The organism is Shewanella sp. S1-58-MNA-CIBAN-0166 (genome assembly GCF_040310085.1).
Lineage (GTDB): Bacteria > Pseudomonadota > Gammaproteobacteria > Enterobacterales > Shewanellaceae > Shewanella.
Genome location: NZ_JBEOPN010000007.1, coordinates 77055 through 103399, shown reverse-complemented (window position 1 = coordinate 103399; position 26345 = coordinate 77055). Strand labels below are relative to the sequence as shown.

25 protein-coding genes are annotated in these 26345 nt (G+C 40.7%); 11 read left to right on the top strand and 14 right to left on the bottom strand.

What is annotated here, in order from left to right; genetic code table 11:
- Positions 1-15: 15 nt before the first annotated feature.
- Together AAEY99_RS06525 and AAEY99_RS06520 are read right to left on the bottom strand one after the other, a co-directional pair.
- Positions 16-561 carry a SixA phosphatase family protein gene (locus tag AAEY99_RS06525; RefSeq protein ID WP_162023309.1) on the bottom strand — a complete coding sequence of 182 codons (546 nt, stop codon included), beginning with the start codon at positions 559-561 and terminating at the stop codon, positions 16-18.
- A 4-nt stretch (positions 562-565) separates the two neighbouring features.
- Positions 566-1282, bottom strand: coding sequence for an SIMPL domain-containing protein (locus AAEY99_RS06520; RefSeq protein WP_162023308.1), 717 nt, complete (start codon positions 1280-1282; stop codon positions 566-568).
- A 390-nt stretch (positions 1283-1672) separates the two neighbouring features.
- Between AAEY99_RS06520 and AAEY99_RS06515 the strand changes: the two genes are divergently transcribed.
- Positions 1673-2896, top strand: coding sequence for an HD-GYP domain-containing protein (locus AAEY99_RS06515; RefSeq protein WP_351009722.1), 1224 nt, complete (start codon positions 1673-1675; stop codon positions 2894-2896).
- A 146-nt stretch (positions 2897-3042) separates the two neighbouring features.
- On the opposite strand, the gene AAEY99_RS06510 is transcribed toward AAEY99_RS06515, so the two are convergent.
- Both AAEY99_RS06510 and ppsR read right to left on the bottom strand, forming a co-directional pair.
- Positions 3043-4107, bottom strand: coding sequence for a 3-deoxy-7-phosphoheptulonate synthase (locus tag AAEY99_RS06510; RefSeq protein WP_101086933.1), 1065 nt, complete (start codon positions 4105-4107; stop codon positions 3043-3045).
- Between the two features lie 206 nt (positions 4108-4313).
- The gene (gene ppsR, locus AAEY99_RS06505) at positions 4314-5126 is read right to left on the bottom strand and encodes a posphoenolpyruvate synthetase regulatory kinase/phosphorylase PpsR (RefSeq protein WP_101086934.1); all 813 of its coding nucleotides are present in this window, start codon (positions 5124-5126) and stop codon (positions 4314-4316) included.
- A gap of 126 nt (positions 5127-5252) precedes the next feature.
- Between ppsR and ppsA the strand changes: the two genes are divergently transcribed.
- From ppsA to AAEY99_RS06475, 6 genes are all read left to right on the top strand, one after another.
- Positions 5253-7622 (top strand): phosphoenolpyruvate synthase, encoded by a 2370-nt coding sequence (gene ppsA / locus AAEY99_RS06500; RefSeq protein WP_101087220.1) that lies wholly within the window; start codon positions 5253-5255, stop codon positions 7620-7622.
- A 130-nt stretch (positions 7623-7752) separates the two neighbouring features.
- Entirely contained in the window at positions 7753-10800 is a 3048-nt protein-coding gene (ydiJ, locus tag AAEY99_RS06495; protein WP_101087221.1) for a D-2-hydroxyglutarate dehydrogenase YdiJ, read from the top strand.
- Between the two features lie 9 nt (positions 10801-10809).
- Positions 10810-11265: a DUF1285 domain-containing protein gene (locus AAEY99_RS06490; protein ID WP_101086935.1), complete on the top strand. Its 456-nt coding sequence runs from the start codon at positions 10810-10812 to the stop codon at positions 11263-11265.
- Positions 11266-11393: 128 nt separating this feature from the next.
- Positions 11394-11810: a MarR family winged helix-turn-helix transcriptional regulator gene (locus AAEY99_RS06485; protein WP_101086936.1), complete on the top strand. Its 417-nt coding sequence runs from the start codon at positions 11394-11396 to the stop codon at positions 11808-11810.
- A 152-nt stretch (positions 11811-11962) separates the two neighbouring features.
- Positions 11963-12595 carry a 3'-5' exonuclease gene (locus AAEY99_RS06480; RefSeq protein ID WP_351009718.1) on the top strand — a complete coding sequence of 211 codons (633 nt, stop codon included), beginning with the start codon at positions 11963-11965 and terminating at the stop codon, positions 12593-12595.
- Positions 12596-12970: 375 nt separating this feature from the next.
- Positions 12971-13456 carry a VOC family protein gene (locus AAEY99_RS06475; protein ID WP_101086938.1) on the top strand — a complete coding sequence of 162 codons (486 nt, stop codon included), beginning with the start codon at positions 12971-12973 and terminating at the stop codon, positions 13454-13456.
- Between the two features lie 688 nt (positions 13457-14144).
- Here AAEY99_RS06475 and AAEY99_RS06470 read toward each other — a convergent pair.
- Complete coding sequence (locus AAEY99_RS06470) at positions 14145-14582, bottom strand: SirB2 family protein (protein WP_335692494.1); 438 nt, start codon at positions 14580-14582, stop codon at positions 14145-14147.
- Between the two features lie 412 nt (positions 14583-14994).
- Between AAEY99_RS06470 and AAEY99_RS06465 the strand changes: the two genes are divergently transcribed.
- Positions 14995-15399 (top strand): NUDIX hydrolase, encoded by a 405-nt coding sequence (locus tag AAEY99_RS06465; RefSeq protein ID WP_335692480.1) that lies wholly within the window; start codon positions 14995-14997, stop codon positions 15397-15399.
- Here the strand turns inward: AAEY99_RS06465 and AAEY99_RS06460 are convergent.
- Positions 15361-16383, bottom strand: a complete 1023-nt coding sequence (locus AAEY99_RS06460; protein WP_220487264.1) for a Gfo/Idh/MocA family protein — start codon at positions 16381-16383, stop codon at positions 15361-15363. The two genes, AAEY99_RS06465 and AAEY99_RS06460, sit on opposite strands and share 39 nt — an antisense overlap.
- Before the next feature lie 3 nt (positions 16384-16386).
- Complete coding sequence (locus AAEY99_RS06455) at positions 16387-16701, bottom strand: putative quinol monooxygenase (protein WP_242445139.1); 315 nt, start codon at positions 16699-16701, stop codon at positions 16387-16389.
- Positions 16702-16830: 129 nt separating this feature from the next.
- On the opposite strand from AAEY99_RS06455, the gene AAEY99_RS06450 reads away from it, so the two are divergent.
- Together AAEY99_RS06450 and AAEY99_RS06445 are read left to right on the top strand one after the other, a co-directional pair.
- The gene (locus tag AAEY99_RS06450) at positions 16831-17700 is read left to right on the top strand and encodes a LysR family transcriptional regulator (RefSeq protein WP_101086941.1); all 870 of its coding nucleotides are present in this window, start codon (positions 16831-16833) and stop codon (positions 17698-17700) included.
- A gap of 166 nt (positions 17701-17866) precedes the next feature.
- Complete coding sequence (locus AAEY99_RS06445; RefSeq protein WP_351009715.1) at positions 17867-19588, top strand: sensor domain-containing diguanylate cyclase; 1722 nt, start codon at positions 17867-17869, stop codon at positions 19586-19588.
- A gap of 76 nt (positions 19589-19664) precedes the next feature.
- On the opposite strand, the gene AAEY99_RS06440 is transcribed toward AAEY99_RS06445, so the two are convergent.
- From AAEY99_RS06440 to AAEY99_RS06425, 4 genes are read right to left on the bottom strand one after another with little or no spacing between them, the layout of a single operon-like run.
- Positions 19665-20066: a CBS domain-containing protein gene (locus AAEY99_RS06440; protein WP_101086943.1), complete on the bottom strand. Its 402-nt coding sequence runs from the start codon at positions 20064-20066 to the stop codon at positions 19665-19667.
- On the bottom strand, positions 20063-20413 hold the full coding sequence (locus AAEY99_RS06435; RefSeq protein ID WP_011637728.1) for a P-II family nitrogen regulator: 351 nt from the start codon (positions 20411-20413) through the stop codon (positions 20063-20065). The genes AAEY99_RS06440 and AAEY99_RS06435 overlap by 4 nt, the downstream gene beginning before the upstream one ends.
- A 3-nt stretch (positions 20414-20416) precedes the next feature.
- Positions 20417-21190, bottom strand: a complete 774-nt coding sequence (locus tag AAEY99_RS06430; RefSeq protein WP_101086944.1) for a DUF1538 domain-containing protein — start codon at positions 21188-21190, stop codon at positions 20417-20419.
- 24 nt (positions 21191-21214) lie between these two features.
- Positions 21215-21952, bottom strand: a complete 738-nt coding sequence (locus tag AAEY99_RS06425; RefSeq protein WP_101086945.1) for a DUF1538 domain-containing protein — start codon at positions 21950-21952, stop codon at positions 21215-21217.
- Between the two features lie 225 nt (positions 21953-22177).
- Between AAEY99_RS06425 and AAEY99_RS06420 the strand changes: the two genes are divergently transcribed.
- Positions 22178-23284, top strand: a complete 1107-nt coding sequence (locus AAEY99_RS06420; protein WP_351009711.1) for an energy transducer TonB — start codon at positions 22178-22180, stop codon at positions 23282-23284.
- Positions 23285-23331: 47 nt separating this feature from the next.
- On the opposite strand, the gene AAEY99_RS06415 is transcribed toward AAEY99_RS06420, so the two are convergent.
- From AAEY99_RS06415 to olsF, 3 genes are all read right to left on the bottom strand, one after another.
- Entirely contained in the window at positions 23332-23676 is a 345-nt protein-coding gene (locus AAEY99_RS06415) for a hypothetical protein (protein WP_101086947.1), read from the bottom strand.
- A gap of 355 nt (positions 23677-24031) precedes the next feature.
- Entirely contained in the window at positions 24032-24490 is a 459-nt protein-coding gene (locus AAEY99_RS06410; RefSeq protein WP_351009708.1) for a CBS domain-containing protein, read from the bottom strand.
- 106 nt (positions 24491-24596) lie between these two features.
- Positions 24597-26336, bottom strand: coding sequence for a bifunctional ornithine lipid synthase OlsF (gene olsF, locus AAEY99_RS06405; protein ID WP_351009706.1), 1740 nt, complete (start codon positions 26334-26336; stop codon positions 24597-24599).
- Between the last annotated feature and the right edge of the window lie 9 nt (positions 26337-26345).

The following is a 26345-nucleotide window of genomic DNA, read 5'->3' as shown; positions in this document are numbered from 1 at the left end:
ACTTTCAATGACCCGTTAATAGCGTAACAACACAGTAGAAACCATTTGCTTGTTGGCATTGAGGGTCACTATGTATAAGCGATCAAACTCACTTGCATCTGCAATGGGTATTTGTTTTTCTGCCCCGAGACCTTCAACTAAATCTGTTGAAGTATTACTGTGTCCGACCACTAAAATACTACCCTGTTGAGTTAATAGATGTTGGGTAAATGCCGCCATATCACGTGGGTCATAAACACTTAAATCCACTTGCTGATCTTGCGTTACGGCGGTGGCTGTCTCACGGGTGCGATTATAGTCGGTTGTGTACACTTTATCTAAATGCGTACTGGATAGAACTTTAGCTAAACGCAGGGCTCTTAATTGTCCTTGTGCGGATAAGCTAGGGTCTTTGCCTGCAAGTTTTTCGGCATGTCTGACAATAAAAATAACTTGATTGCTCTTGCTATCTACGGCGGTATTGTTAAGCGCAATCGGAGCAACGATTGGCGTCTGTGCCATTAGTGATACGCTGATTAAACTCATACAGCCGAAAACGGCTCTAATGATTGATTGTTTCATGGTGTTAATCCGCTAAATAATATTCGATGGTAGATACGACCCGTACCTGTTTAATATATGGAGTGTTTTTATCTCTATTGTTAATGCTGAATTGTCCTTGAGTCGCTTTTTTTATCTTACCTAATCGGCTTTGTGAATCGGTAGCAAATTTTTCAGCAACTGAACGTGCATTAGTGGTCGACTCTTCGATCATTTTCGGTTTAACGTCATTTAAGCGGCTGAAAATATATTCGACTTGGGCATCATAGTTATTTTGTGAGAAAACAATTCCCATTTTACCTAGCTCAGTTAATTGAGGCATAGCCCCGCGAACTTTATCTATGTCATTAGAATATACCGTAATGGTTTGCGACGCCGTATAGCGCAATTCTATTGGTTGATTTCCACCATACTGTTGCGCCAATTTATCGGTAATAGTGGGCGCGGCGAGAGTGATCTGTTTGGGATCGATATTTTGTTCGGCTAAAAAGTTAACCACTTGGTTGTTTTGTGTTTCAAGCTGTTTGTAGAGTTCATCGAGATTATTATTGGCTGCGGTGAATTGTATCGGCCAAATGACGATGTCGGCAGGATATTCATTTTCTGCCAGGCCTTTTACCGTGACGCTGCGGTCGAGTAACTTGTACTCAACAATGGCTTGTTTGAGTAATACGCCTAATGCGCCTAAGCCCAGTGCAATTAATATTCCGAAAATAGCAGCACTACGAGACGAACTTTGCATAACAACATCCTTATTATAGGTGGGGAGTGATGGAGTAACGTTGGCTTTGTGGCTAACGTTACTTTTTGTTATAGCGTGTTAATTGTCGCATCACACCGTCATGAAACGTCAATATTTTCGCTAATATTATGGATTATTGGCAATGGTAAGCACCCAAATTAATGACAATCATAATCGAATATGAGTTGAATATTGGTTTTATGGATTAATTTTAATCCTAGTTTTGCTTAATGCTTGTCTAGCAACAATACTTAGGTTGGCGTATTACTGACTCATATTGTTATTTAAATCGATCTGACATTTATACGACTCGGTCATCTAAATAAGTCTGTTTGCGCGATTAATGGAATGTAATGGTGTTAGATTTACATCGTTTTAAAAGGAATTAATATGTCATCTCGGTTAACAGCACCGCTTATTCAACATGGTTTTGATGATGGTTTACCAATATGGCGTCGGATCATTTTCACGCGACTGTTTAGTGTGTTGGCTTTGTTATGTATCCCGATTTACATCACCAGCGTATATCTGTGTATTGTTCAAAACCTTTGGGGCATGGCACTATTTGATACTGTGGCTTACGGGGTATTATTATTCATTTTGTTTTATCCACGAATTAGCGATACACAAAAATTTACCATAGGGTGTTATCTTGCATTTGGTATCGGCATCGGGTTTTTACTCGCTATTGGCCCTTCTGGGGCAGGTTTTTTCTGGTTATTCGTTTTCCCTCCTTTGAGCAGTATTCTTCTTGGCGAAAAAATGGCGGTATGGGCCCAGGTGGCTAATGGTATATCGTTATTATTAATCGGTATCGCTTATCATTATGAGCTTGTTGTATGGCCTGATATAAACGGGTTTTCAACCTTAATTTGGTACGTAGTGGTGATTAACTTTCTCGTCACTAATGCAATAGTGACTCAGTCGACCTCTTATTTATTGGGTAAGTTAACTCACTCATTAGAGTCCACTTTAGCCTCTCGTACGGCAACGGTTATGGGCTTAGCTAAATTGGCAGAGTATCGTGATAATGAAACCGGTGCGCATCTGATTAGAATGCAGCAGTATGCCAATATGCTGGCAAAACAAAGATTAACCGATGAACATGTTCCAGAAGAGTTAACTGACGCTTTTATTCAAGAAATTAGCCTCTCAGCCATTTTGCATGATATTGGCAAAGTGGGTATCGCCGATCATATTTTGTTAAAACCAGCGCGCTTGTCGGGAGAAGAATTTGAGCAGATTAAGGCTCATCCAGTGATTGGAGAAAAAGTGCTTAACAGTTTATTAGCGTATGCCCCTCAGTGTACATTTATAAGAATGGGACGTGACATCGCCGGCGCCCATCATGAAAAGTGGGATGGCAGTGGTTATCCTAATGGGTTAGCAGGCGAATCTATCCCGTTGTCAGCCAGAATTGTAGCATTAGTCGATGTGTACGATGCATTAACCTCACCACGATGTTACAAAAGGCCTTTTAGTCATGAAGAAGCGATGGCGTTGATTCTTGAAGGAAAAGGCAAACACTTTGACCCTAAATTGGTCGATAGCTTTATGGTCATTAGTGAACAATTTTCTGTGTTGTCAAAAGCATCTTTACTCGAAGAGGATTAACGTTATTGATAGAGACGTATAAACAACAATGCCAGTCCTGGGGACTGGCATTGTTAAACAATATTATACAGTGTCGATATCAGCCGATATATAAACAGGATTGAGTTAGCTTTGGTGTGCTAGCCCATTAACCGGTAGTAGGGCGATTACTGTGCTAGTAAGGCTTTGCGTTCTTTCGAAGCTTGAGCTAAATCACGTAAAAGTTTTTCAGAATCAGCCCAATGCAAACACGCATCGGTAATACTTTGGCCATACACTAATGGTTCGTCTTTAACCACTTTCTGGTTGCCTTCAATCATAAAGCTTTCTGCCATAATACCTGCAATTGCGGTACTACCACTGCGCAGCTGAGCCATAATGCTATCGGCAACATTTAACTGATTTTTATGCTGTTTCTCACTGTTACCATGGCTAAAATCAACCACCATACGTTGAGTTACGCCCACTTGTTCAAGCTGTGCGCGTGCAACTTCAATATCTTCAGCTGAATAATTTGGGGTTTTACCACCACGCAAAATAATATGTCCAAATGGGTTGCCGTGGGTACGGTAAACCGCCATAGCGCCGTCTTTATCTGGAGAGTAAAAAATATGCGGCGCCTGTGCGGCACGTACAGCATCAACAGCGATATTGATGTTACCGTCAGTACCATTTTTAAAGCCAACAGGGCAAGACAATGCAGAAGCCATTTCGCGGTGAATTTGGCTTTCAGTAGTACGTGCACCAATAGCACCCCAGGTAATAAGGTCTGCGATGTACTGGCCGTTTACCATGTCTAAAAACTCAGTGGCGATAGGTAACTTGAGTTCAGTGATTTGTTGTAATAACTGACGCGCCATTCGCAAGCCTTTATTCGGGCTAAAGCTGCCGTCCAAATCTGGATCTGAAATTAAGCCTTTCCAACCCACAATGGTACGAGGTTTTTCAAAGTACACCCGCATTAAAATGCACAAGTCATCTTTTAGTTCATGATGTAAGGCCGACAAACGCTCTGCATATTCGAGTGCTGCTTTAGTGTCATGGATTGAGCAAGGGCCAATGATGACCAGTAAGCGCTGATCTTCTCCGGCAATAATTGCTTCTACTTCACGACGTTGCGCAACCAAGTAGTCTGCAGCATTTTGCGTTAATGGATATTCTGAAGCCAACTGAGCAGGAGAAATAACTTTGCTTAATAAGGTTGTTCTGAGTTCATCTGTTTTAATTGTCATGCATATTACCGAGAAATCGTGAGATGCATCTGCATCATATTGAACGGGATTATATACCCAAAGAAGTTCAAGATGCGAGGCTTAGCCTCGGATTCTAACGGTTAAAAAACAGATTGCCGTAAAAGGCAAAGACGAATCAACCTGGGTTAAGTTCGTCTTTTGGTGGTTTTTCATTCTATTTCATGCAAAAAATGATTGTTTATAAATTAGAACATATGACGTTCTAAACCGGTGATATCAAGAATTTTGGTGGCAATTTCTTCAACCGAATGGTTGGTGGTATTTACAAAGGGAATACGTTCTTTTTTATACAGCATTTCGACTTCTTTCACTTCAAGTCGACATTGTCTTAATGAAGAGTAGCGGCTATTTTCCATGCGGCTTTGACGTATCTCATGCAAACGATGAGGATCGATGGTTAAGCCAAAGAGCTTTGATTTGTTGCGTTTCAATGCTTCAGGTAACTTGAGGTTATCCATGTCATCTTCAGTAAACGGGTAGTTTGCAGCCTTTATACCAAACTGCATTGACAGATATAAGCTTGATGGCGTTTTACCGCAACGAGACACGCCTAGTAAAATAATGTCAGCTTTATCCATATGTTTCATGGTTTGGCCGTCATCATTCTCCATGGTGTAGTTAATCGCATCGATACGGGTTTCATAACCATGGTTACTTTTACCATGAGTTCGGTGTAATAAAGGCTTAGCTTGTACCCCTAAGTGTTGTTCTAGTGGCGCAACAAAGGTGTTCAAAAAGTCATAATCGACACATTCACTCGAAAAAATCACATTGCGGATCTCAGGATTAATGATTGAGTGGAACACAAGCGGCCTTTCGCCTGTTGTAATAAAACAATCATTTATTTGTTGCTTAACTTTTTGAGCTCGCTGAATTGTTTCAACGAATGGAATCGTAAGTGCTTCAAATTCTATAGGAAATTGCGAAAGTACGGCATGTCCAAAAACCTCTGCTGTGATCGCGGTCCCATCTGAAATATAGAATACTTTTGGTGTCATTCTGACCTCTTGTAGTAATAAAATTACAAATAAAATTATAGATTTACGCTTGTTGTATGGGAGTGTAAGATGCTCTTGCCCTCGTGTGAAGTGGCCACTGAAATAAAAACTTGCGGAGATAAAACTGTGCAGCAATACGTACTCTGGTATCAAGAATTAGGCATGGGCGATGTAAACAAGGTTGGCGGTAAAAATGCATCCCTTGGAGAGATGATCAGCAATCTGGCTAATGCAGGGGTTCAAGTTCCTGGCGGTTTTGCAACGACCTCGCATGCGTTCAATGAGTTCCTTGAACAAAGTGGAGTTAACCAGAAGATTTTTGACATTCTGGCGACATTGGATGTTGATGATGTCAATAAACTGGCAAAAGTAGGTGCGCAGATCAGACAGTGGGTTATTGAAACCCCATTCCAGCCGGCATTAGAAGACGCTATTCGTGAAGCTTACGAGCAGTTGTCAAGCGAAACTCAAGAAGCGTCATTTGCAGTGCGTTCATCAGCTACCGCTGAAGACATGCCAGATGCCTCTTTTGCAGGCCAACAAGAAACATTCCTAAACGTTAAAGGTTTTGATGCGGTCATGCTAGCAATTAAGCATGTTTATGCCTCGCTCTTTAACGACCGTGCAATTTCTTATCGTGTTCATCAAGGTTACGAACATCAAGGTGTGGCTTTATCTGCTGGCGTACAACGTATGGTACGTTCAGACAAAGCAGCTTCTGGTGTGATGTTTACCATGGACACTGAGTCAGGAAACAATGACGTTGTCTTTATCACTTCATCTTTTGGTTTAGGTGAAATGGTTGTACAAGGCGCGGTTAACCCAGACGAATTCTATGTGCACAAACCGATTTTAGCGCAAGGGCATAAAGCTGTTGTGCGCCGAAATATCGGCAGTAAGTTGATTCAGATGGTTTACTCTGATGATGCTGGCCATGGCAAGCAAGTTAAAATTGAAGATGTTTCTGCTGAACAGCGTCGTATTTTCTCGATTAACGATGACGAAGTCATGGAGCTTGCTAAGCAAGCAATGGTTATTGAAAAGCATTATGGCCGTGCGATGGACATTGAATGGGCAAAAGACGGTAACGACGGTAAGTTGTATATTGTTCAAGCTCGTCCAGAAACGGTTCGTAGTCGTGAAGATGTCCAGTTAATTGAACGTTATCACTTAAAAACGAAGGGTGACGTGATCTGTGAAGGTCGTGCAATTGGTCATAAAATTGGTACCGGTATCGCGAAGGTATTAACCTCGATTGATCAAATGGACCAAATTGAACCCGGTGACGTGTTAGTGACCGACATGACAGACCCAGATTGGGAACCTATCATGAAACGTGCTAGTGCGATTGTGACCAACCGTGGTGGTCGTACTTGCCATGCTGCAATTATTGCACGTGAATTAGGTGTACCCGCTGTAGTAGGTTGTGGTGATGTTACCGACCGTATCAAAACGGGCGACATCGTCACAGTATCTTGTGCAGAAGGTGATACCGGTTTAATTTATTCAGGTAAACAAGATTTTGAAATCATCACTAACCGTGTTGATACATTACCTCCTTTGCCAATGAAAATTATGATGAACGTGGGTAACCCAGATCGCGCATTTGATTTTGCACGTTTGCCTAACGAAGGTGTCGGTTTAGCGCGTTTAGAGTTCATCATTAACCGCATGATTGGTATTCACCCTAAAGCTTTGCTAGATTTCAACGGTCAGACTGCTGAACTGCAAAATGAAATCAACGAAATGATCGCGGGTTATGACTCGCCTGTTGAGTTTTATGTTGCGCGTTTAGTTGAAGGTATTGCCACTATTGCATCGGCTTTCTATCCGAAGAAAGTGATCGTACGTATGTCTGACTTTAAGTCGAACGAGTACGCAAACTTAGTAGGTGGTGACCGTTACGAGCCAGATGAAGAAAACCCAATGTTGGGCTTCCGTGGTGCTAGCCGTTATATTTCTGAATCATTCCGCGATTGTTTCGCGCTTGAATGTGAAGCGATTAAACGTGTTCGTAACCAAATGGGCTTAACCAACGTTGAAGTGATGATTCCATTTGTTCGTACCGTCAATGAAGCATCTCAAGTCATTGAGTTACTGAAAGAGCAAGGCTTAGAGCGCGGTAAAGATGGCTTACGCGTTATCATGATGTGTGAACTACCTTCAAATGCCTTGCTAGCTGACCAGTTCCTTGAGCATTTTGATGGTTTCTCTATCGGCTCAAATGACTTAACTCAGTTAACATTAGGGCTTGATCGTGACTCAGGAATCATCAGTCACTTGTTTGACGAGCGTAATGATGCAGTAAAAGCATTGCTTTCAATGGCCATTAAAGCGGCTAAAGCAAAAGGTGCTTATGTGGGAATTTGTGGCCAAGGCCCATCAGATCATTCCGACTTTGCTGCATGGTTAGTTGAACAAGGTATTGATTCTGTATCACTTAATCCTGATACGGTCATTGACACTTGGTTATATTTAGCCGAAGCACATGGCTAAATAAGAGTAAAAATTACAGGTTTATTTATTCTCCAACCTGTATTTTTATCAAGTTGTAATAAAAGCCGCTTTTTAGCGGCTTTTTTTTGTTTATAATGGTTACAATATGCCAATAAATAATAAGTCCTCTATGTTACCTTTGCTATCACATAAACAAACATTAGAACCTATCTATCTTGAGTATCTTGACGCGCTTGAACAAAGCGAGTTTGAAGGTGAAATAGACAAGCGTTACAGTGCGCGGCTTATTCAGGCAACCGATAATTCGGTGTATCAATTTTTGCCCCAAGCGGTGATATATCCTCTACATCAACAAGATGTCGAGCTGGTGTTATCGTTAGCGGCACAACCACAATATAAACAAGTGACCTTTAGTGCGCGTGGCGGCGGAACGGGAACAAATGGCCAATCGCTTACCCACGGATTAATTTTAGATGTGTCACGCCACTTAAACCAAGTGCTAGAAATTAATGCCGAGGAAGGTTGGGCGAGGGTACAAGCCGGTGTAGTGAAAGATGCGTTAAATGACGCCTTACGTCCACATGGATTCTTTTTCAGTCCCGACTTATCAACGTCAAACCGTGCAACTGTTGGTGGCATGGTCAATACCGATGCATCTGGTGCAGGTTCATTAGTTTACGGTAAAACCTCCGATCATGTGTTAGGCATAACCAGTGTACTGATTGATGGCAGCGTATTAACCACCACACCAATCGACCAAGACAAACTGGCTGAGCAACCTTTTGGTGACAACCAACTAGGAAATCGCATTGCCAGTCAAGTCGCAGAAGTTTGTCGCGTAAAGCGTGACACCATCATTGAACGTTTTCCAAAATTGAATCGTTTTCTAACGGGCTATGATTTAAAGCATGTGTGGAACGATGATTTAAGCCAGTTTGATTTATCGCGTATTTTAACGGGCTCAGAAGGTACGCTTGCGGTGATCACCGAAACCAAGCTAAACCTGACCCCATTGCCGAAAACCCGCATGATGGTCAACATCAAATATGATTCATTTGAATCTGCGTTGCGTCATGCCCCATCGTTGGTACAAGCTAAAGCAACGGTAGTCGAAACGGTTGACTCAAAAGTACTAAACCTTGCCCGCGAAGACATTATTTGGCATTCAGTTGCCGAGCAAATTAAAGCGGTACCTAATAAGACCATTGAAGGGCTTAATATGGTCGAGTTTGCTGGCGAAGATGACGATGTGAAACAGAAAGTCGCTTTGCTAGAAGATATGCTCAGTGGGCAGCTCAGCCAACAACAATTTGGTTTAGTGGGTTTTCAAGTTATTACCGACAGAACGGATATTGACAGTATCTATGCCATGCGCAAAAAGGCCGTTGGCTTATTGGGTGCAACAAAAGGCAGTCGTAAACCATTAGCGTTTGCCGAAGATACCGCCGTACCACCTGAAAACTTAGCCGACTATATTATGGAGTTTCGTGCACTGCTCGATAGCCATAATTTACAATACGGTATGTTTGGTCATGTGGATGCAGGTGTACTGCACGTGCGACCAGCATTAGATATGTGTGATGTTGCCGACGAGCAATTACTGAAAGTGATATCTGATCAAGTTGCCGCCTTAACGCTTAAGTATGGCGGTTTAATGTGGGGCGAACACGGTAAAGGTGTCCGTGGTGAATATGGCCCTGCGGTATTTGGTGATGAGCTTTATGCTGTGCTTGAGCAAATCAAAGGCTTGTTTGATCCTGATAATCGCTTAAATCCAGGTAAATTAGTGGCGCCTCCTAAATCTGGCCCATTAATGTTTAACGTCGACAGCGCCAAACGCGGCAGTTTCGACAGACAAATCCCCGTTCAAGTGCGTGATGCTTTTCCAGATGTGATGAACTGTAACGGTAATGGCTTATGTTTTAATTACAGTAGTTATTCACCTATGTGTCCGTCATTTAAAGTCACTGGCGATAGAGTACAATCACCTAAAGGCCGTGCTGGATTAATGCGCGAATGGTTGCGATTACTTGAAGCAGAAGGTGTTGATGTTGACGCGTTAGCAAAATCTAAACCACTAGGGTGGATGCAGCGTACTCAAAATACCCTCAATAACCAGCGCGACTATGATTACTCGCACGAAGTTATGGAGTCGCTTAAAGGTTGTTTAGCCTGTAAAGCCTGTTCGGGCCAATGTCCGGTTAAAGTTGATGTGCCTAAGTTTAGAGCCCAGTTCTTTAATATTTACTACAAACGCTATTTACGTCCAGCCAAAGATTATTTAGTTGCAGGTATCGAAGATTCCTTACCACTGATGGCCGCGATGCCTAAATTGACTAATTTGGCCTCGCAAAATCCGCTGAGCAAGTGGGTGATTAAAAAAGCCATTGGTTATGTAGATGCGCCTAAGTTATCCGTGCCGACACTAAAACAGCGTTTAGATGGTCATGCTAGCCGTGGTTACGATTTAGAAGCCTTGTGCGCAATTCCGCAAGCGCAGCGCAGTAAACATGTATTAGTAGTGCAAGATCCATTTAACAGTTTTTACGATGCAGGTTTGGTTTATCGGTTTATTCAATTAATCGAAAAGTTAGGCTTTAAACCCGTATTACTGCCATTCAAGCCCAATGGCAAACCGACTCATATTAAAGGCTTTTTAGACAAATTTGCTAAAACAGCGCAAAACAGTGCCGATTTCTTAAACCGCGTACATGCCCTTGGCATGCCGATGGTGGGGTTAGATCCTGCATTAGTGTTATGTTATCGCGACGAATACAAAGAGGTCTTAGGTCAGCGTCGTGGGCCATTTGAGGTGCTATTGGCCAATGAGTGGTTAACCGATGTAGTAGTAAACCGAAGTGAAGCATCTGCTTTAGCAACAGATGCACCGCAATTCACCTGGTTTAGTCATTGTACTGAATCGACAGCCAAACCTAATACGGCTAATGAATGGAAAGCGATATTTAGCCACTTTGGTGCCAAACTAAGCAGCGTTAATTTAGGTTGTTGTGGTATGGCGGGCACCTATGGCCATGAACTGGAAAACCTTGAACGCTCAGAGCAGTTATTTGAAATGTCTTGGCAACCAAGCATTGAGAAAATTGCTGAGCATAGCCAAGTATTAGTATCTGGTTATTCATGTCGTAGCCAAGTTAAACGCTTTGCTGGTTTTAAACCGCAACACCCTATAGAAGCGCTACTTAAATTACTCGGATAGGTAAGCATAATGACAGATGAAACAGCAGCATTAGGTTCGTATACTCACCCTCAAGGTGTGGCACTTTGCAGTGATGAAGCGCTGTTTCATATTCAAGCTAATGGCGATTGGCTTTACCTCAATAGTCCGTTGCCTGCAAAGTTTGCGGCTTTGTTCAGTAGTATTTTGCACTGTATCGACAATGAGTATTTATTAATCACCCCGGTCGAAAAAGTCAAAGTTACCGTTGAAGCCTATCCATTCCTGCTGGTGGACTATCATCAAGCCGCATTAACGGAAGTTCAGGTAAATGATAGTCAGTTGATATTTACCAGCAGCATAGGTACGCAGCTCTCAGCCATTAATATCGCAGATATTATCGTCACAGATGATGGCATATACGCGCCATTAATCAGAGGCTTGGTGGGGCAATTAAACCGAGCCTGTTATTATCGTTATATCAATGAATACTTATCTTTTGACTAAAAGAGCTTTTCTTAACGTATAGAGATGGTAATCTAAAATCTGTTCAAGTGTGGTTGAACTGCAGTGTAGGCATTAGTATTTGTCTTAACACAGTCAATTTATCTCACTGACGATGTAGGAGGTATCATTTGAAACGCTTTGAAAGTTTAAGTTACCTGATTTCTCATCTTAATATTGCCTTGCAGCAAGAAATTGATACGCGCTTAAAGCGCTACGACTTAGACAGTAAACTTTGGCCGGTATTATTTACCTTATGGCAAGAGGAAGGTTTAAGCCAAACTGAGTTATCTAAACGTTGTGATGTGGCTAATTACACCATGACTCGTCTGCTGGACCATCTGCAAGTCCAGGGATTTATCACCCGTCATCAAGAAGCGGATAACCGCCGCGCATTCCAAATATTTTTAACCGACAACGGTAAAGCGCTTCAACAAGATTTAATTCATGAAGCTGAGTGGGTCAATCAACGTTTTTTAGCGGCATTAGCTGATGACGAGCAAGATGAGTTTATGCGGCTGTTGAATAAAGTGAATCAGTTTAGTTAATAATTTTTAACGGTGACTAGCGCTCTTTATGGCCAAAGATCATGCAATTTGTCGTGTAAAGTTAGCAGGTTAAGTAAACCGTTACCTAATAATTTGGATGTGGCATCGGGCAAATCCAAGAAGCGATTTATGCCTTGTAAATAGCACAATGGATGAATACTGACTCTCTGGAAAATAAGGATCCAATGGAAAGGCCAACAAAGGAACAAATTCGTGATTTACCCATTTATAATGGTATTAGTCTAGATAATATAATCGTTGTCACAAACAAAGCAGACTCGATAAGTGTAATAGCGGAGTTAAGAACACACTCTTGTTTAGGGTTTGACACAGAGAGTAAACCTTGTTTTATAAAAGGTGAGGTCAGTGATGGACCTCATCTAATTCAGCTAGCCACAAAATCTAAAGTATTCTTATTTCCTACTAAATTTTATGAAAACTTTACTGCAATCGCAGAAATATTATCTGACCCAACAATTAGGAAGGTAGGTTTTGGGTTGAAAGAAGATAAAAAAATTCTTTTTAGAAAATTTGGAATTAAATTAGTCAATACAGAAGAACTATCTTCAAAAGTGATGCGTTTTACGCGAATTAAACAACGCGTTGGCGCTAGAGTTGCGGTTGCGATATTTTTTAATCAACGGCTCTCAAAGAGCGCACAACAATCAAATTGGTCAATATTTCCTCTACACGATCATCAAAAAAAATACGCAGCAAATGATGCACATACCGCACTATTAATAGAACTAGAAATTGAACGAGAAATAGAAAGACAGAGCCATTAATCTCCCTAAAGCATGTGAGTCTCTCACCAATCAATAGACAATATACAGTTATTTGGCCAAGTGAATATAGCTGATCGCGATGAGTTAGGTGCTTATAAACTGTCCGCTTTGGCTCTGCGCTTACCTACTCATTTATAAAACCTGCTATTTGATTTCTACTTGATTGCTTTCAAGCTTCTTTGCTGTGCTGAATCTGTCATATTAACTCTGGCTAAGCCATTACTTGATAAAACTTACTTTTTTGACCAATCAATTGTCATAAATTTTAGTTATTAATTTGATAATATTTGATAATTTTTATTTATTATTAGTTCACTGTAAGATTACTCCATCGAAACAAATGACGAATCAATCAATAGTTTTTAGGGGTAAGTTATGAAAATGAATCACGTAGGTTTGATGGTTGGCGACATGGATAAAGCGGTTGAGTTTTATACTAAAGCGCTGGGTCTAAGAGTGGTAATGGGTAACACTAAGGTTCAAGAAGAACGTGAAACTGCTATTGGCAGAATGTGTGTGGCAGTATTTGGTGAAGGCTTCAAAGGCTTTAACATTGCACATTTAGTCACGACTGACGGTATTGGTGTTGAGATGTTTGAAATGAAAGATCGTCAAGAACGTCATGAAGTTGATTTCACCCGTCTTGGTATCTTCCACTTTTGTTTGCAAACAGATGATTTTGAGGGGGCAATTGCACGTACTGTGCAATATGGCGGGAAAGCTCGTATGGATATCATGCGCTACCACCCAGAAGACGACAACAATCTAACCCAAATGGTGTACTTAGAAGATCCGTTTGGTAACTTGTTTGAACTTTACTCGCACACCTATGAAGAAACTTATTCTACTGATTACGAGTAATTTTTTAAGCTTCTCTGCGCAACATGAAAAAGTTACCAAAAGGTAGCTTTTTTATGTCTGGCGGTAAATTTTCTAGGCTACATTGGAGTATTTCAGGATTAGAAACTCCGTTCACATTAACCCATCAAACAAGTGGTAAAGCTTAATTAAGGTAATGCTTAGCTTCTCATCGCATATAAACCGAAAACTAACATGGCCAACGAAAGCTAGCCTGACTCTGATACGCAGGATGCCTTGAAGCACAGGATCAATGATGTTTCCGATATCATAACGACATTTCCAATATCCATATAGGTCAGATGCGCGAGAAAGGCCTGTCCGGCTCATGCATTCTATTGTAAAGAGTCTTCAACGTCCTCAAATTCACAGTTGAATTTGTCCATTTCTAAGTCAAGCAAACTAACTCGTTTATGTGCAATTCTGAGTTTGATGGCTGACACATTTATGTCCCTAAACGTGTTTGGACTATGGCCTGCTATCACTATCGCCGTGGCGCTTCACCCACACCAGACCAAGAGGAAGCCCACAGTTGTCCTAAATACTTGCGTAGACGTGACACACTCATGCCTAAAACAAGTGACTAATTATTATAAACATCTTAAATCGGCCTAATGAATAAACACCGCGCGCATAAGCATTTGTCTTATTAATAGTGGCTAAAATTAATTAACCACTTTAATAAAACAGCTTAGCAAATAGCAGTTAGCATAGACTGGCCTAAGTCATAAAAAATATTAGCACCTTCTTCAATTCCTTTTGATTTAAGATGGTCGGCAAAACCAAGTCGTGCAGTCATTGCTAACCAAAATATTGTGCTCAGTAAGCCGACAATACGCCACGGTGTTGACTTGGCCCACTTAAGTGCAAAAGTAATAGAGAGCACATACAGTACGAAACCACCTAATTTAGATGAAGCCCAACCATTCACAAAGGGGTACAGGTTAAGTGGATTTGCTACAACCAGATAAATAAAGGTGCAGATAAAGAGAGTATATAAAACATGCGGCCCGATTTTTAGTAATTTATGATTGACCTTGTCAGACCCTTTCATCGTTAACACAAAGTTAATCATAAAAAATATAAACGTAATCGCAATTATTGTTAGATGAGTGTGCTTAACTATCATGTACATATTGTTGTTTCCTAAAAGTAATTTTCATTTAAGACTTATACCGCCTCTAATTTAAAGCAAACCTTGTAACAAACAAGCGTTAGTAAGGTAGCGACTTTTTAAGCATCTTTACCTTTTTAATTAAAATTAATGCCATATGATTACGCAAAATACTGAACTTAAGATTAATCAGGTTGACTTGTCCTAATCAACATACCATGAGTATCGAATATGTGTATGTTTAGAATAGAATTTCTTTCATAAATGTTAGTTTTTTTTATCTATATTACTATGTTCTCAATTACTTATTGAGTAGAGTAGAGTTGATTTGATGTCGTATTCTGAACGATAGATAAAAGTCTAATTCGATTGTTTGAGTGTAGTAATCATCATAGCAATCACAACTAATTTAAAATGGAAAATCATCATGGCATTTAATGATTTATTTAGACTCAGTTCCCACGCTGTTATCACCAATGACGATGGGCAAGTGCTGTTGTTAAAAGCCAATTATGCTGACAAACATTGGGGTTTGCCGGGTGGTGGACTTGACCCTAATGAAACGATTCATCAGGCATTACAGCGAGAATGTTTAGAGGAGTTGGGTTGTGAGGTTGATGTGCAATATCTGTCTGGAGTGTATTTTCACAGTGCATATCAGTCGCAAGCGTTTATCTTTCGTTGTCAGTTACCGCAATGCGCGCAAATACAGCTTAGTGATGAACACAGCGAATATGCTTACGTTGCTGTTGCTGAATTATCGACGATTCAGCAACAGCGGGTGAACGAGTGTTTATCGTTCAGTGGTGTGGTTCGCAGCGCAGCTTTCTAACGCGGCGTTATGCCATGTTGTTAGCATTTGCATGACATCCACAGAGTCACTGAGCTGTACTAAGGGTCTTGGTACTGTGTATTGCTTAGTGTCTAATGCGTTAAGCACTGCTTCTACTTGATAGTAAAAACCATTGCCTTTGGCTTCAACGTCTACTACTTCAACATCTTGTTCATATAACCTAACGGTAAAATGATTACCCTGAGATTCTGGTAACCAAGGGTTTGAGGTGAACTCAATACATCCTAAGCTGCCCAAGATAGTAAAGCCTGCGTGCAGACCATAGTCTTCAGCGGTGTGAAGATGACATTGCACGCCATTGCTGTAACTGACGATGGCAGTCGATTCGCAAATATTACCGTCTTGACCACGTCTTCCGGTCGCTTCTATGTGGTATTGCTGGCTCAGCTCGGTGCCAAATTGTTGCTGCATCACTAGCTGCATTAATGATGCAGGGTAACAACCTAGGTTAAATAATGCCCCAAGGCTGGCAGGGTTAACAAACTGGCTAATGGCAGCGCAATATTGGCCGCGGATACTTTTAACTTCACCTATTACACCACTTGCTAGCGTTTTGCTTAGCTGTTGCATAAATGGGTGAGCTAAATACATTAAGCCTTCAAGGAAAAACACCTTGTTTTGAGCTACTGCCGCAAGACTTTCGATGGTTTTTGGCATATCTACGGACAGTGATTTTTCACATAAAATCGCTTTGCCAGCATCAGCAGCTTTTACCACGTATTCATGATGTAAGTGATTTGGCAGGGCAATGTATATAACATCGACTTCAGGGTTGTTGATTAACGCATCAAAATCAGTAAATTGATGTGGAATTTGATACTGGGTCGCAAACTCTGCCAATGTTGTGGTGTTGCGCCCTGCAACGCCATAAATTGTACTTTGACCTTGTGCTTTAATCGCATCGGCCATTACACCAGAGATAAAACTGGTGCCTAATATTGCCCACTTAATTGATCCAGACATTCATTATCCCTCAGTGGTTAATAGTTGATAGTCAAACGCTTGCTGTAGATCGGTTAATGCCGATTTGATAAATGCTTGGGTATGATCGGCTGCAAAGTGGGCATCAAACGCAGCTTGGTCATCATAACGTTCCCAAAAAACAAACTGTTTAGGGTTGGTTTTATTTTGCAGCGCCATTGCAAGCGAACAACCTGGTTCGCTATTCATATCCACACAAAATTGACGGACAGCTGCGATTCCCTGTGCTAATGGCACTTGGTCTTTAATGTGAATTTCGGCGGTGATGAACACGCCTTGTTGATCCAGTTTGTTATCCATATCGACCCCTTAATAATAATGGGTCATCGTAAACCAGTTCGGCGCAAGGCAAAATGGTTTGATGGTGTTTACAGAAAACACCATAGGTTTATAATTAACACTGGTTTGATGCAGGATTAGGGATATTCAGTGGATAAATTAACCGCGATGCAGGTGTTTAGTCATGTGGCTGAGCAGGGCAACTATGGCACAGCTGCGCATAAATTTAATATCAGCCGGACTATGGTCAGTAAACACATTAATCAGTTAGAGGCCTACCTTGGAATTAAGCTGATTAACCGTACCACCCGCCAGCAAGAACTCACTGAGTCTGGGTTAGTGTATTATCAAGAATGTAAAACGATTTTAGCGTCTATTACAGAAGCTGAAAATACCTTACAGACGATGACAGGCACGCCGCGAGGTAGTATTAGAATTAATGCGCCTGTCAGCTTTGGTAATACCGTGTTAGCACCGATAGTGAATCAATTTTTACTGCAATATCCTCAAATTGATGTGGAATTACGCCTTGATAATCATCTCATCGATCCTATTCACAATAATGTGGATTTAGTGGTGAGAATAGGTGCGTTGGATGATTCGGCGTTAATTGGACGCCATATTATGAATTATGAAATGCAATTTTGTGCGTCATCGCAGTACTTAGCACAACATCCAGTAATACAATCGCGTGACGATTTACGCCACCATCAGTGTCTGGGCTTCAGCTATTCTACCAATGGGTCATTGTCTATTGCACATCAACAAATTTTTGGTAAACGTCATTTCAGATTATTATCAAACAGCGGTGTGGTACTCACCCGGGCAGCCATTGATGGCTTAGGGGTTATTTTACAACCGACTATTGTCGTGAGTGAGGCGATAGCTGCGGGCTTACTGGTGAATATTGATTGTTTAATCCCGCCAGAAGCCATGCCAATTCACTTACTGTATAAAGACAAAAACCTGCCGCTTAAAACCAGAGCATTAATTGATTTTATTGTGGAGCAATTAGCCTAACGGTTGGTATCTAATGGCTCCTTTAATGGCATTATTAATCGTATTAATATTGTTTATAAGATCGAACAAAAATATGTTTGATGTTGCCTGTTTGTTAGACAAAAAGTACATCAGAGGCTAATCTAATATCAAACAATTCGATTGAGTATTTACTATTCGCTTCTTAATGATCTTTTTATTCTTTTATAGTTTTCACGTTACAAGTAAACCTATTGAATTATCAGATGTTGTTGAAGAGTTATTCATTAACGAACACGTCAGTATTCTGCAGGTTGCGAGTGATGATGTTTCGTTTGAGAATGCGTTTATCCAATACCAGCAAGGACAGTTTGCGCCAAATATTGACGGAAAAGTCAGTTTTGGTTTTACTCATGATGTACTTTGGGTGTCTGCGTTGATTAATAATTCAACAAAAAAACCACTAAAAAAGTTTTTTTATCTCGACTCTGCTTGGTTAGATCACGCAGATTTCTATTTTATTCGACAGAGTCAGGTAATAGAAAAAGCATTTACGGGTGACGCCATCCCCTTTAGCCTGCGAACAAATCAAACTCGAATGGTAGCTCAACCGCATGTATTTAAACCCGGTATAACTCAGGTGTTAATGCGGTTTGAGTCAAAAGACCCTTTGTTGATCCCACTGTATTTAACGACCGAAGAAATCATTCAAAGTAATTTAGAAGTGACGAATTATTTTTATGGTTTTTTATACGGCGCTTTTTTTATCTTATTCGTTTATAACATTGTGCTTTCTGTAAGCTTAAAAGACAGTAGCTATATATATTATTCTTTGTATTTATTGTCATTTTTAAGTTTAAATATCGCTTACACGGGCCATGGTTTTAAAGTTATCTGGCCAGAAAATTTGTTTGTGCAGCGCTGGGCAATGATACTTTTTTTATATTGTTACATCATTTTCGGTATCGCGTTTTGCTTTGAGTTCCTTAAATTAAAAGTCTATTTACCTAACGTATATCGTTTTAATAAAACGATATACGCCTGTCTGGTGTTGTTAGTTGTGTCGCTGTTTATATACGCAGATCAATTACTCGCCGTTAATGTTGGTGTGGCATTGACTTCATTATTAGTCGTTATTTTTATTAGCTTAGGTTTTTTAGCCTTAAGAAATGGCCATGCAATGGTCAAATTTTTTATCCCTGCGGTATTTTTAGGTGCGGGTGGTGCAGCCCTTTCTGCCGCAACAACTTGGGGTGCTATTCCGTATAACACGATGTTATTTCACAGTATTGAAGTAGGCATGCTGATTGAAATGTTTATTTTAGCCTTGGCGTTAGCGTTTAATTTAAAACAAGTTGATAAAGCGCGGATTACAGCCGAAGTCATCGCGCAAGTAGATCATTTAACCGGGTTATATAATCGTCGTGCTTTTATTGTCAATGCCAGTCCTCTGTGGGATCTTGGCATGAGAGAACAAAAAACATTTTCGATGATCCTGTTAGATATCGATTGGTTTAAAACAATAAACGATGATTATGGTCATGCTGTAGGTGATGCCACCCTTAAAAGTATTGCCGATACACTAAAGCAACATATTAGAAATAGTGACGTGTTAGCGCGTTGGGGTGGAGAAGAATTTATTATTTTTTTACCTAATACCGACAAATTAGCGGCTATTCAACTGGCTAATTTTATGCGTAAAAAAATTGAAAAAATGGTTGTGTTACATGATGGATGTTCGTTATCAATAACCGCAAGCTTTGGTGTTGCAGAGTGTAATAATCAAATGACAAAATTAGAAGACCTCACCAAAATTGCCGATATAGCATTATACAGAGCTAAAAATAGTGGACGTAATATTGTCTGTGAAATACCGGAAAATTTAACAAGCATAGATCGAGTTGTAGGGCAAAGTCAGCCAATCAGTTAGGTTGCGGTTAGGCTCACTGATCATGAAATCTGTTCCGCTTCATCACGCTAAAATGCCCCGCTGTAGTATATTGATATTATTTTTTAATCATCCCCTTAAGTACAATATTGTCATAAGTGACAAAACCTAAAATCTCACCTGCTTCAATCACCGGCGCTTTATTGATATTAAAACGTTCAAAAAGTCGAGCCGTGTAGCGTACGTCCATATCAGCAGACAATGAAAGCACTGGCTTTATCATGATTTCGTAAATGTTGGTACGCTCTGGTGACTTGTCTTTGGCTAACACTTTGCGGGCGATATCGCTCATGAGTACCATGCCGAATTCGTCATGCTCATTGCGTTTATTTACCACTAATATATTCACGTTATTGCTAATGGCTTCTTGGATCGCTTCGGCCACTGTGTGCATACCATCAACCATGACGTACTGGTTATTCATGACGTCGCGGTTACGTATAGGGGTTGTGCTACTCATATTTGATCCTCAATGTCTTTACTCAACTTTTGAACCTGATGGGCCACACCAACGGCATCCTCAACATCAATTTGTATCGCAATACCTTTGCCTGAATTAGTGTCAAATTCACCTACATTTGAAATGGTTTCGAGAATGTTGCGGCTCATGTGTTCTTCTACCAACCATAAAATCACATCACGCTGAACATCTAAGGTAAGCCCCATAAAGGTTTTCTTTTTTTCTAAGCCTTCACCGCGAGCATGATTAATTACCGTGGCACCCGTTGCACCTGCAACACGCGCTGCATCAAGTACCTTATCGGTACAGTCATCGTCGACAAAGGCGACAATTAATTTAAAGCGCATAGGTTACTCCTTAGTGGCTTTTCGTTTGGATAAATAGTCAACCGCTTGGGCGTAACCCATTACAGTGATCATCGGAAATAAACTGGCAAAGGCAATCAAGCCAAAGCCATCAATTAATGGATTGCGGCCTTCAACATTGGTGGCAAGCCCAAGTCCTAATGCCGCGACTAACGGTACCGTTACCGTTGAGGTGGTTACGCCACCAGAGTCATAAGCTAAAGGGACAATCATTTTGGGGGCATAAAAGGTTTGAATGACCACCACAACATAGCCGGCCATAATGTAATAGTGGATGGGATCACCAACCACAATACGAAAACAGCCTAACGTAATCCCAATCGCCACGCCAAATGCCACTGACATTCGCAGACCTTGAATGCCAATGGTGCCACCAGAGACTTGGTTGGCTTTGATGGCCACTGCAATTAATGACGGTTCTGCGATGGTGGTGCTAAAACCGATTGCGGCGGCAAACACATAAACCCAAAAGTAGTCTTGCCAAATATACGGCTCATTGCCACCATCAGGGTGTAAAAACTCGCTGGTGGTCAGTTGATTGGCCATGCTCTCACCGATAGGGAATAGCGCCAATTGTAAACCCACGAGAAAGAAGGTGAGGCCGATAATCACATAAACAAATCCAAGCAATACTTTACGCCATTGGTTTATTGGGCGTTTAAGCACGCCCAGCTGAAAGCCAAATAGAATTATCGCAATAGGTATGACATCACGAGCAGTCAGTAATAAAGTGCTAATCAGTTCATTTAGCAAAACCACTCCTCATTTTATTGGCGATAGCGATCACTGCAAAAACACCATGCCGTATAGCAATACAAAAATCATTGGACTAAGACTGGCAAAAGCAATTAATCCAAAGCCATCTACCATCGGATTACGACCTTTAATGACGCTTGCCAGGCCAACCCCTAGTGCAGTGACTAAAGGGACTGTAATGGTCGATGTGGTGACGCCACCAGAATCATAAGCGATACCAATAATGTTGGCTGGTGCAAAGCTGGTGAGGATCATCACCAACACGTAACCGCCAATAATGAGGTAATGGATTGGCCATCCCTTAAGAATACGAATGACCCCAAGTAAAATGGCCAGACCAACCGAGATAGCGACGGTTAATCGTAAGCCCATTGCATAGGAGCTCATGGCTTGTTGGTTTGACTCTATCGCACCAGCATTCGCGGCAACCTGTGCCGCTTCGTTTGCAACAGCCGTAAGAGCAGGTTCTGCTAATGTGGTGCCAAAACCTAACGAGAATGAGAAAATAACTAACCAAAACACACTGCCTTTTCGTGCTAATGCTTCAGCCAGTGATTCGCCAATCGGAAATAAACCCATTTCCAAACCAAATACAAAAAAGGTCAGTCCCAATACAATAAACACCACACCCACAAGAATAGATCCAAGTTGTGCAGGCGCTTGATGAAGCACAAATATTTCAAAAAAACTGACCACTAAGATAATGGGTATAAGGTCTTTGAAGCTGCTTAACATCGCTTGGAGCAATTTGATGATGGCTGACATCTTAGCTCCTGTAATGGTTTCGCTGACATAAATAGCCAGCAACTAAATTAGTGTGCCTATGGAACAATATTTCACAACATATTGTTTACAATTATTTGCAGTAAGTTGACGTAGGTCATAAAAATGGGTAAAAGTGGAGGGCTGTTTATTAAAATATTACTCGACCAGTATTTTGCGAAGTGCGAGAAAAGGTTAAGGATAAAATCAAAAAGGATTTAGAACGTTATGAAGACACTTTTACGCTTATCGATAGCAGCGGCTTTTATGAGCCAACTTGCTTATGCTGAACCAGCAAATACAGAAGCTTTTTCACACGCTTACCAGCAATACAATGTTTCTGTTGAAAACCACAACAACCAAGATACGCTGAAATATGCGCAGCAAGCCTATGAGTTAGGTCAAATTAAATTCGGTCACGACAGCTTTGATAGCGCTAAGTTAGCCATTAATTATGCAAATGCGGTAATGGTTGAACCTAAGAAAAAGAATCAAGGCCGTGTTATTGAAGATGACGCGACGCTTAAGGCGCATCAATTATTTACTTCTGCATTAGCTGTATACCGTGAAAACGTGACCGATAATGGTATCGAGTTAATCGATCCTTTGATTGGGTTAGCTGAATCGACAACAGATGATAAATACGCGAAAACGTTATTATTTGAAGCAATAGAGATTGCAGAAAAAGCTGACAATGAGTTAACGGTTGCCGAAGTAAAACTCATTACGTTTCATCGCTTATCGCATACCGAGTATTATACCCGCACAGTGAGAACTTTGGCGTTTGACGCTTACGATATTTATACCAGTAAGTTACCAGAAGATGCCATTAAACGAGTTGATGCTACTTACCTCGTTGCTGCGTTATATGATTCCATGGGTAAGCCAAGTCAAGCAATTACAAATTTAGTTGAAGTTATCAAACAATATCAGGCATTACCTTATAGTCATCCTTATGAACTTCGTGCGCATGCCTTGTTAGTGAAACTGTATGAGCAAAAAGGCCTAGGAGATAAAGCCACTGAGCATTGTATTGCGATTGGTAAAATGACGCCATGGAATGACCAACAAGAACAAACCCCGTTATTTAGAAAACCACCAAAATACCCGCAATCATATGCCCAAAGAAGAAAATCTGGTTGGGTGCAAGTTGAGTTTACAGTTGATGAAAATGGTTTTGTTAAATCACCTGAGATCATTGACTCTAAAGGTGGCACCCAGTTTGAAAAAGAATCGATAGAAGCGCTTAGTCAATGGCGTTATGCGCCTAAATTTGTTGATGGTAAGCCAACAGAAGCAAAATCTACCGTTCAGCTTGATTTCACCATAGGTTAATACCTAAGCCAGCTTGTGTTATACCAATCTCATTGGTTATGTTTAACTTAAGTTAACCAATACAAGCTGAGCATGCCAACACATACAACAACGAAGCTAGTTTCGATTAGGAACTGGCTTTTTTGTAGCTGTTTTTTACCTTGATTTAAAATAGTCACCAATTGGTTTTGTTTGTAAATACGGCAAGAGACTAATTCTGTTTGTGGATCGACTATTAATTGAAAACGACACTTTTTGCCATTATTAAGCAGTACATCATGCATGCTTTGTAAACCAAAGTTGAACTTGCGTGACACCACTTTGCCATTAATAAATACTCGTTCTAGTCCGCACCAATTACTCGCTTGCAACTCAATGTTGTCTTGATTGAGGTGGTATGTAAACTTAATCATAATGCTGTCCTTATCACATGATAGCCACGAGCCCTGTGTCTAATAAAAGCAGAGTAATGTGACATTTTCCAGCATATAAATATGAACAATTTACGAAATGAAGCTATCTAGTTGGCAAGCTTAGTAATATTTATTTTTTGGAAGAGCTATTGCCAAAATATGATTTTTCGGCATTTAAATATTAGCGGTTGATGATAAATGAAGCAGGGTTGTATTGTCGGAATATACGGATAATATACGGAACTTATACATGAGTATTCGATCAAAAGAACAGATCAAAAGAACAGTTCAAAAATACAGTAGTAACAGGCAGACTATTTTTTGTTAACGATTAAATAGATGAAAAGCAGACCATTTACTTCACGTAATAGGCCTTCAATAGATCTTTCCAAGTAATAATGCCCACGATGGTGTTGTTGTCTAATACCGGTAAACACCCTATATCGTGGTCTAAAATAAGTCTGGTTGCTTGGTTGATATTGCAATGAGGGGCGATAGTGAATGGATTGTGAGTCATGACTTGATGAACCCTTTTATGCAGGGTTTCAGTGTCTCGAATTAATTCAGCAGCGGTACCGATATTAGGACTGAGCGCCCGTAGAAAGTCCCGATGAGACAATATGCCACTCAATTGCTCGTTATCAACCACGAGTAGATGATGAAAGCTTACGTTGTCAAAAATTTCTTTTGCCAGTGTCAGCCTGTCATCCATCTCTATGGTAACCACTCGCGTAGTCATGATGTCCGCGACACAGAGATGTTTAGTCGGGTTATCAGGTAATGTCTCTGTCAACAATTCAGTAGCAGTTGTCATAAGCGATTCTCCACGTATTTATTCTTTTATATCAGATAAATATCAGTGTAACAATCATTTAACGGCCAATGACAACGACTTACTCACGTTATAAGCTTGTATCTGGTCAAGATGCAATTTTGTTTTCAGGTAAATGACCAGCCAAGTATTTTTGATATTTTATCGGCTTTAACTGATGAATATCGACTAACACTAAACCATCGATACAGTCTCCAAACTCTGCATCAATACCAAAGTCGAGAAATTGTACGCCATTGTTGTCGCACAATTCGCCATATTGCTTAAATAACGTCGGTACTGATACACCCATATTCGATAGCGTCCGTTTGAGTATTTTAAAGTTCTCAGCATAGTCATCGCCATTAAATAACTGATGCAATTGATGCTGACGTTCGTCGGTGAATTGATATGAATTAAATGAAGTCGCTAAAACGTGTTTGGTGGCGAAGTGGTGTTGGTAAAAAAACACCAGCATCTCTTTGGCGGGAACAGGTAGACTATCGCTTAGCGACACAGGCCCAAAGAGGTAACGATACTGTGGGTTTTTAATCAAAAACGCACCAATACCTTGCCACAAATATTCTAAACTACGGCGGCCCCAATATTTAGGTTGCACAAAGCTGCGGCCAAGTTCGAGTCCTTGGTCAAAATAGGGAGCAAACGCATCGTGGTATTCAAATAGTGATTGGCTATACAGCGCATTTTTACCAATGGATTCGTGGAGCATTTTGGCACTGGCAAAACGATAGGCACCCACAATCTCTAATTCGTCTTTATCCCATAACACTAAATGAAAATAGTGATTATCATATTTATCGGTATCGCGACGTTTACCGGTACCTTCGCCCACGGCTCTGAAGGCGATTTCACGAAGCCGGCCAATCTCACGCATAATCGGACTGCTGTGAGTATGTTTGTATAAATAGATTTGTTTATTGTCTTGGGTTTTACCGAGCAATTCGCATTGTTGTAATGCTTGTTGTAGCTCACTGCGTTTTTCAGGATGAGCAATGGCATTTTGGGTAATGAATAACGGACTGCGATTTTTACCAATGCGATATAAATGATTTTTAAGCAGATTCACTTTAGTTTTAAGCGGAAAGTCTTGAGTGCTGACAACTTCTTTTGCTATTAATTGGCCAATCCGCACTGGCATAACATGATCCATTTGTTTAAACATTTCTTTGACCAGCAATAACGTCGCTAATGGTTTGTAAATCATTGAAGCACCATAAAATGTAGCGGAGTTCTTTGCATCAACATACATAGGTAAAAGCGGCGCATTACAGGCGCGAGCCATTTTTAAAAATCCGCTGTGCCAATGTAAGTCAGTGACACCCGTAGGGCGTAAACGCGATACTTCACCTGAGGGGAAAATCAATACCGCACCTTCATTTTTGAGGTGATGATGAATTTCATTTAAGTGCTGTTTCGGTGTTCCACCAGTCATGTTACGTACTGGCAATAAAATGGAATGAAGCGGTTTAATGGCCATTAGTAATTCATTGGCAACGACCTTGATGTCTGGTCTCACCTGACTAATCAGTTTGATTAATGCCAGCGCATCAAGTGAACCGATAGGGTGATTGGCGTAGATCACCACTCGACCTTCAATGGGAATATTTTCAATTTCGTTATTGGGGACGCTGTAACTGAAATTCAAACAGGCAAGAATTTGTTCAACAAAATCGACCCCGGATAAATGCGCATGTTCGTTTGCAATGTCATTACACTGCTTTTCATGAAGCAAGTAACGTAACATGGCTTTAGTCGGCACGGCTAACCAAGGCTTGTTATGCACATTTGGCAGGTTTTTTTCAACCACATTATCGACAGTAAAAATCATATTTTAGCC

Coding starts and splice junctions, on each gene's coding strand:
- AAEY99_RS06525 (WP_162023309.1), bottom strand. CDS start 561: ATGAAACAATCAATCATTAGAGCCGTTTTCGGCTGTATGAGTTTAATC.
- AAEY99_RS06520 (WP_162023308.1), bottom strand. CDS start 1,282: ATGCAAAGTTCGTCTCGTAGTGCTGCTATTTTCGGAATATTAATTGCA.
- AAEY99_RS06515 (WP_351009722.1), top strand. CDS start 1,673: ATGTCATCTCGGTTAACAGCACCGCTTATTCAACATGGTTTTGATGAT.
- AAEY99_RS06510 (WP_101086933.1), bottom strand. CDS start 4,107: ATGACAATTAAAACAGATGAACTCAGAACAACCTTATTAAGCAAAGTT.
- ppsR (WP_101086934.1), bottom strand. CDS start 5,126: ATGACACCAAAAGTATTCTATATTTCAGATGGGACCGCGATCACAGCA.
- ydiJ (WP_101087221.1), top strand. CDS start 7,753: ATGTTACCTTTGCTATCACATAAACAAACATTAGAACCTATCTATCTT.
- AAEY99_RS06490 (WP_101086935.1), top strand. CDS start 10,810: ATGACAGATGAAACAGCAGCATTAGGTTCGTATACTCACCCTCAAGGT.
- AAEY99_RS06480 (WP_351009718.1), top strand. CDS start 11,963: ATGAATACTGACTCTCTGGAAAATAAGGATCCAATGGAAAGGCCAACA.
- AAEY99_RS06475 (WP_101086938.1), top strand. CDS start 12,971: ATGAAAATGAATCACGTAGGTTTGATGGTTGGCGACATGGATAAAGCG.
- AAEY99_RS06470 (WP_335692494.1), bottom strand. CDS start 14,582: ATGATAGTTAAGCACACTCATCTAACAATAATTGCGATTACGTTTATA.
- AAEY99_RS06465 (WP_335692480.1), top strand. CDS start 14,995: ATGGCATTTAATGATTTATTTAGACTCAGTTCCCACGCTGTTATCACC.
- AAEY99_RS06460 (WP_220487264.1), bottom strand. CDS start 16,383: ATGTCTGGATCAATTAAGTGGGCAATATTAGGCACCAGTTTTATCTCT.
- AAEY99_RS06455 (WP_242445139.1), bottom strand. CDS start 16,701: ATGGATAACAAACTGGATCAACAAGGCGTGTTCATCACCGCCGAAATT.
- AAEY99_RS06445 (WP_351009715.1), top strand. CDS start 17,867: ATGATCTTTTTATTCTTTTATAGTTTTCACGTTACAAGTAAACCTATT.
- AAEY99_RS06440 (WP_101086943.1), bottom strand. CDS start 20,066: ATGAGTAGCACAACCCCTATACGTAACCGCGACGTCATGAATAACCAG.
- AAEY99_RS06435 (WP_011637728.1), bottom strand. CDS start 20,413: ATGCGCTTTAAATTAATTGTCGCCTTTGTCGACGATGACTGTACCGAT.
- AAEY99_RS06425 (WP_101086945.1), bottom strand. CDS start 21,952: ATGTCAGCCATCATCAAATTGCTCCAAGCGATGTTAAGCAGCTTCAAA.
- AAEY99_RS06420 (WP_351009711.1), top strand. CDS start 22,178: ATGAAGACACTTTTACGCTTATCGATAGCAGCGGCTTTTATGAGCCAA.
- AAEY99_RS06415 (WP_101086947.1), bottom strand. CDS start 23,676: ATGATTAAGTTTACATACCACCTCAATCAAGACAACATTGAGTTGCAA.
- AAEY99_RS06410 (WP_351009708.1), bottom strand. CDS start 24,490: ATGACAACTGCTACTGAATTGTTGACAGAGACATTACCTGATAACCCG.
- olsF (WP_351009706.1), bottom strand. CDS start 26,336: ATGATTTTTACTGTCGATAATGTGGTTGAAAAAAACCTGCCAAATGTG.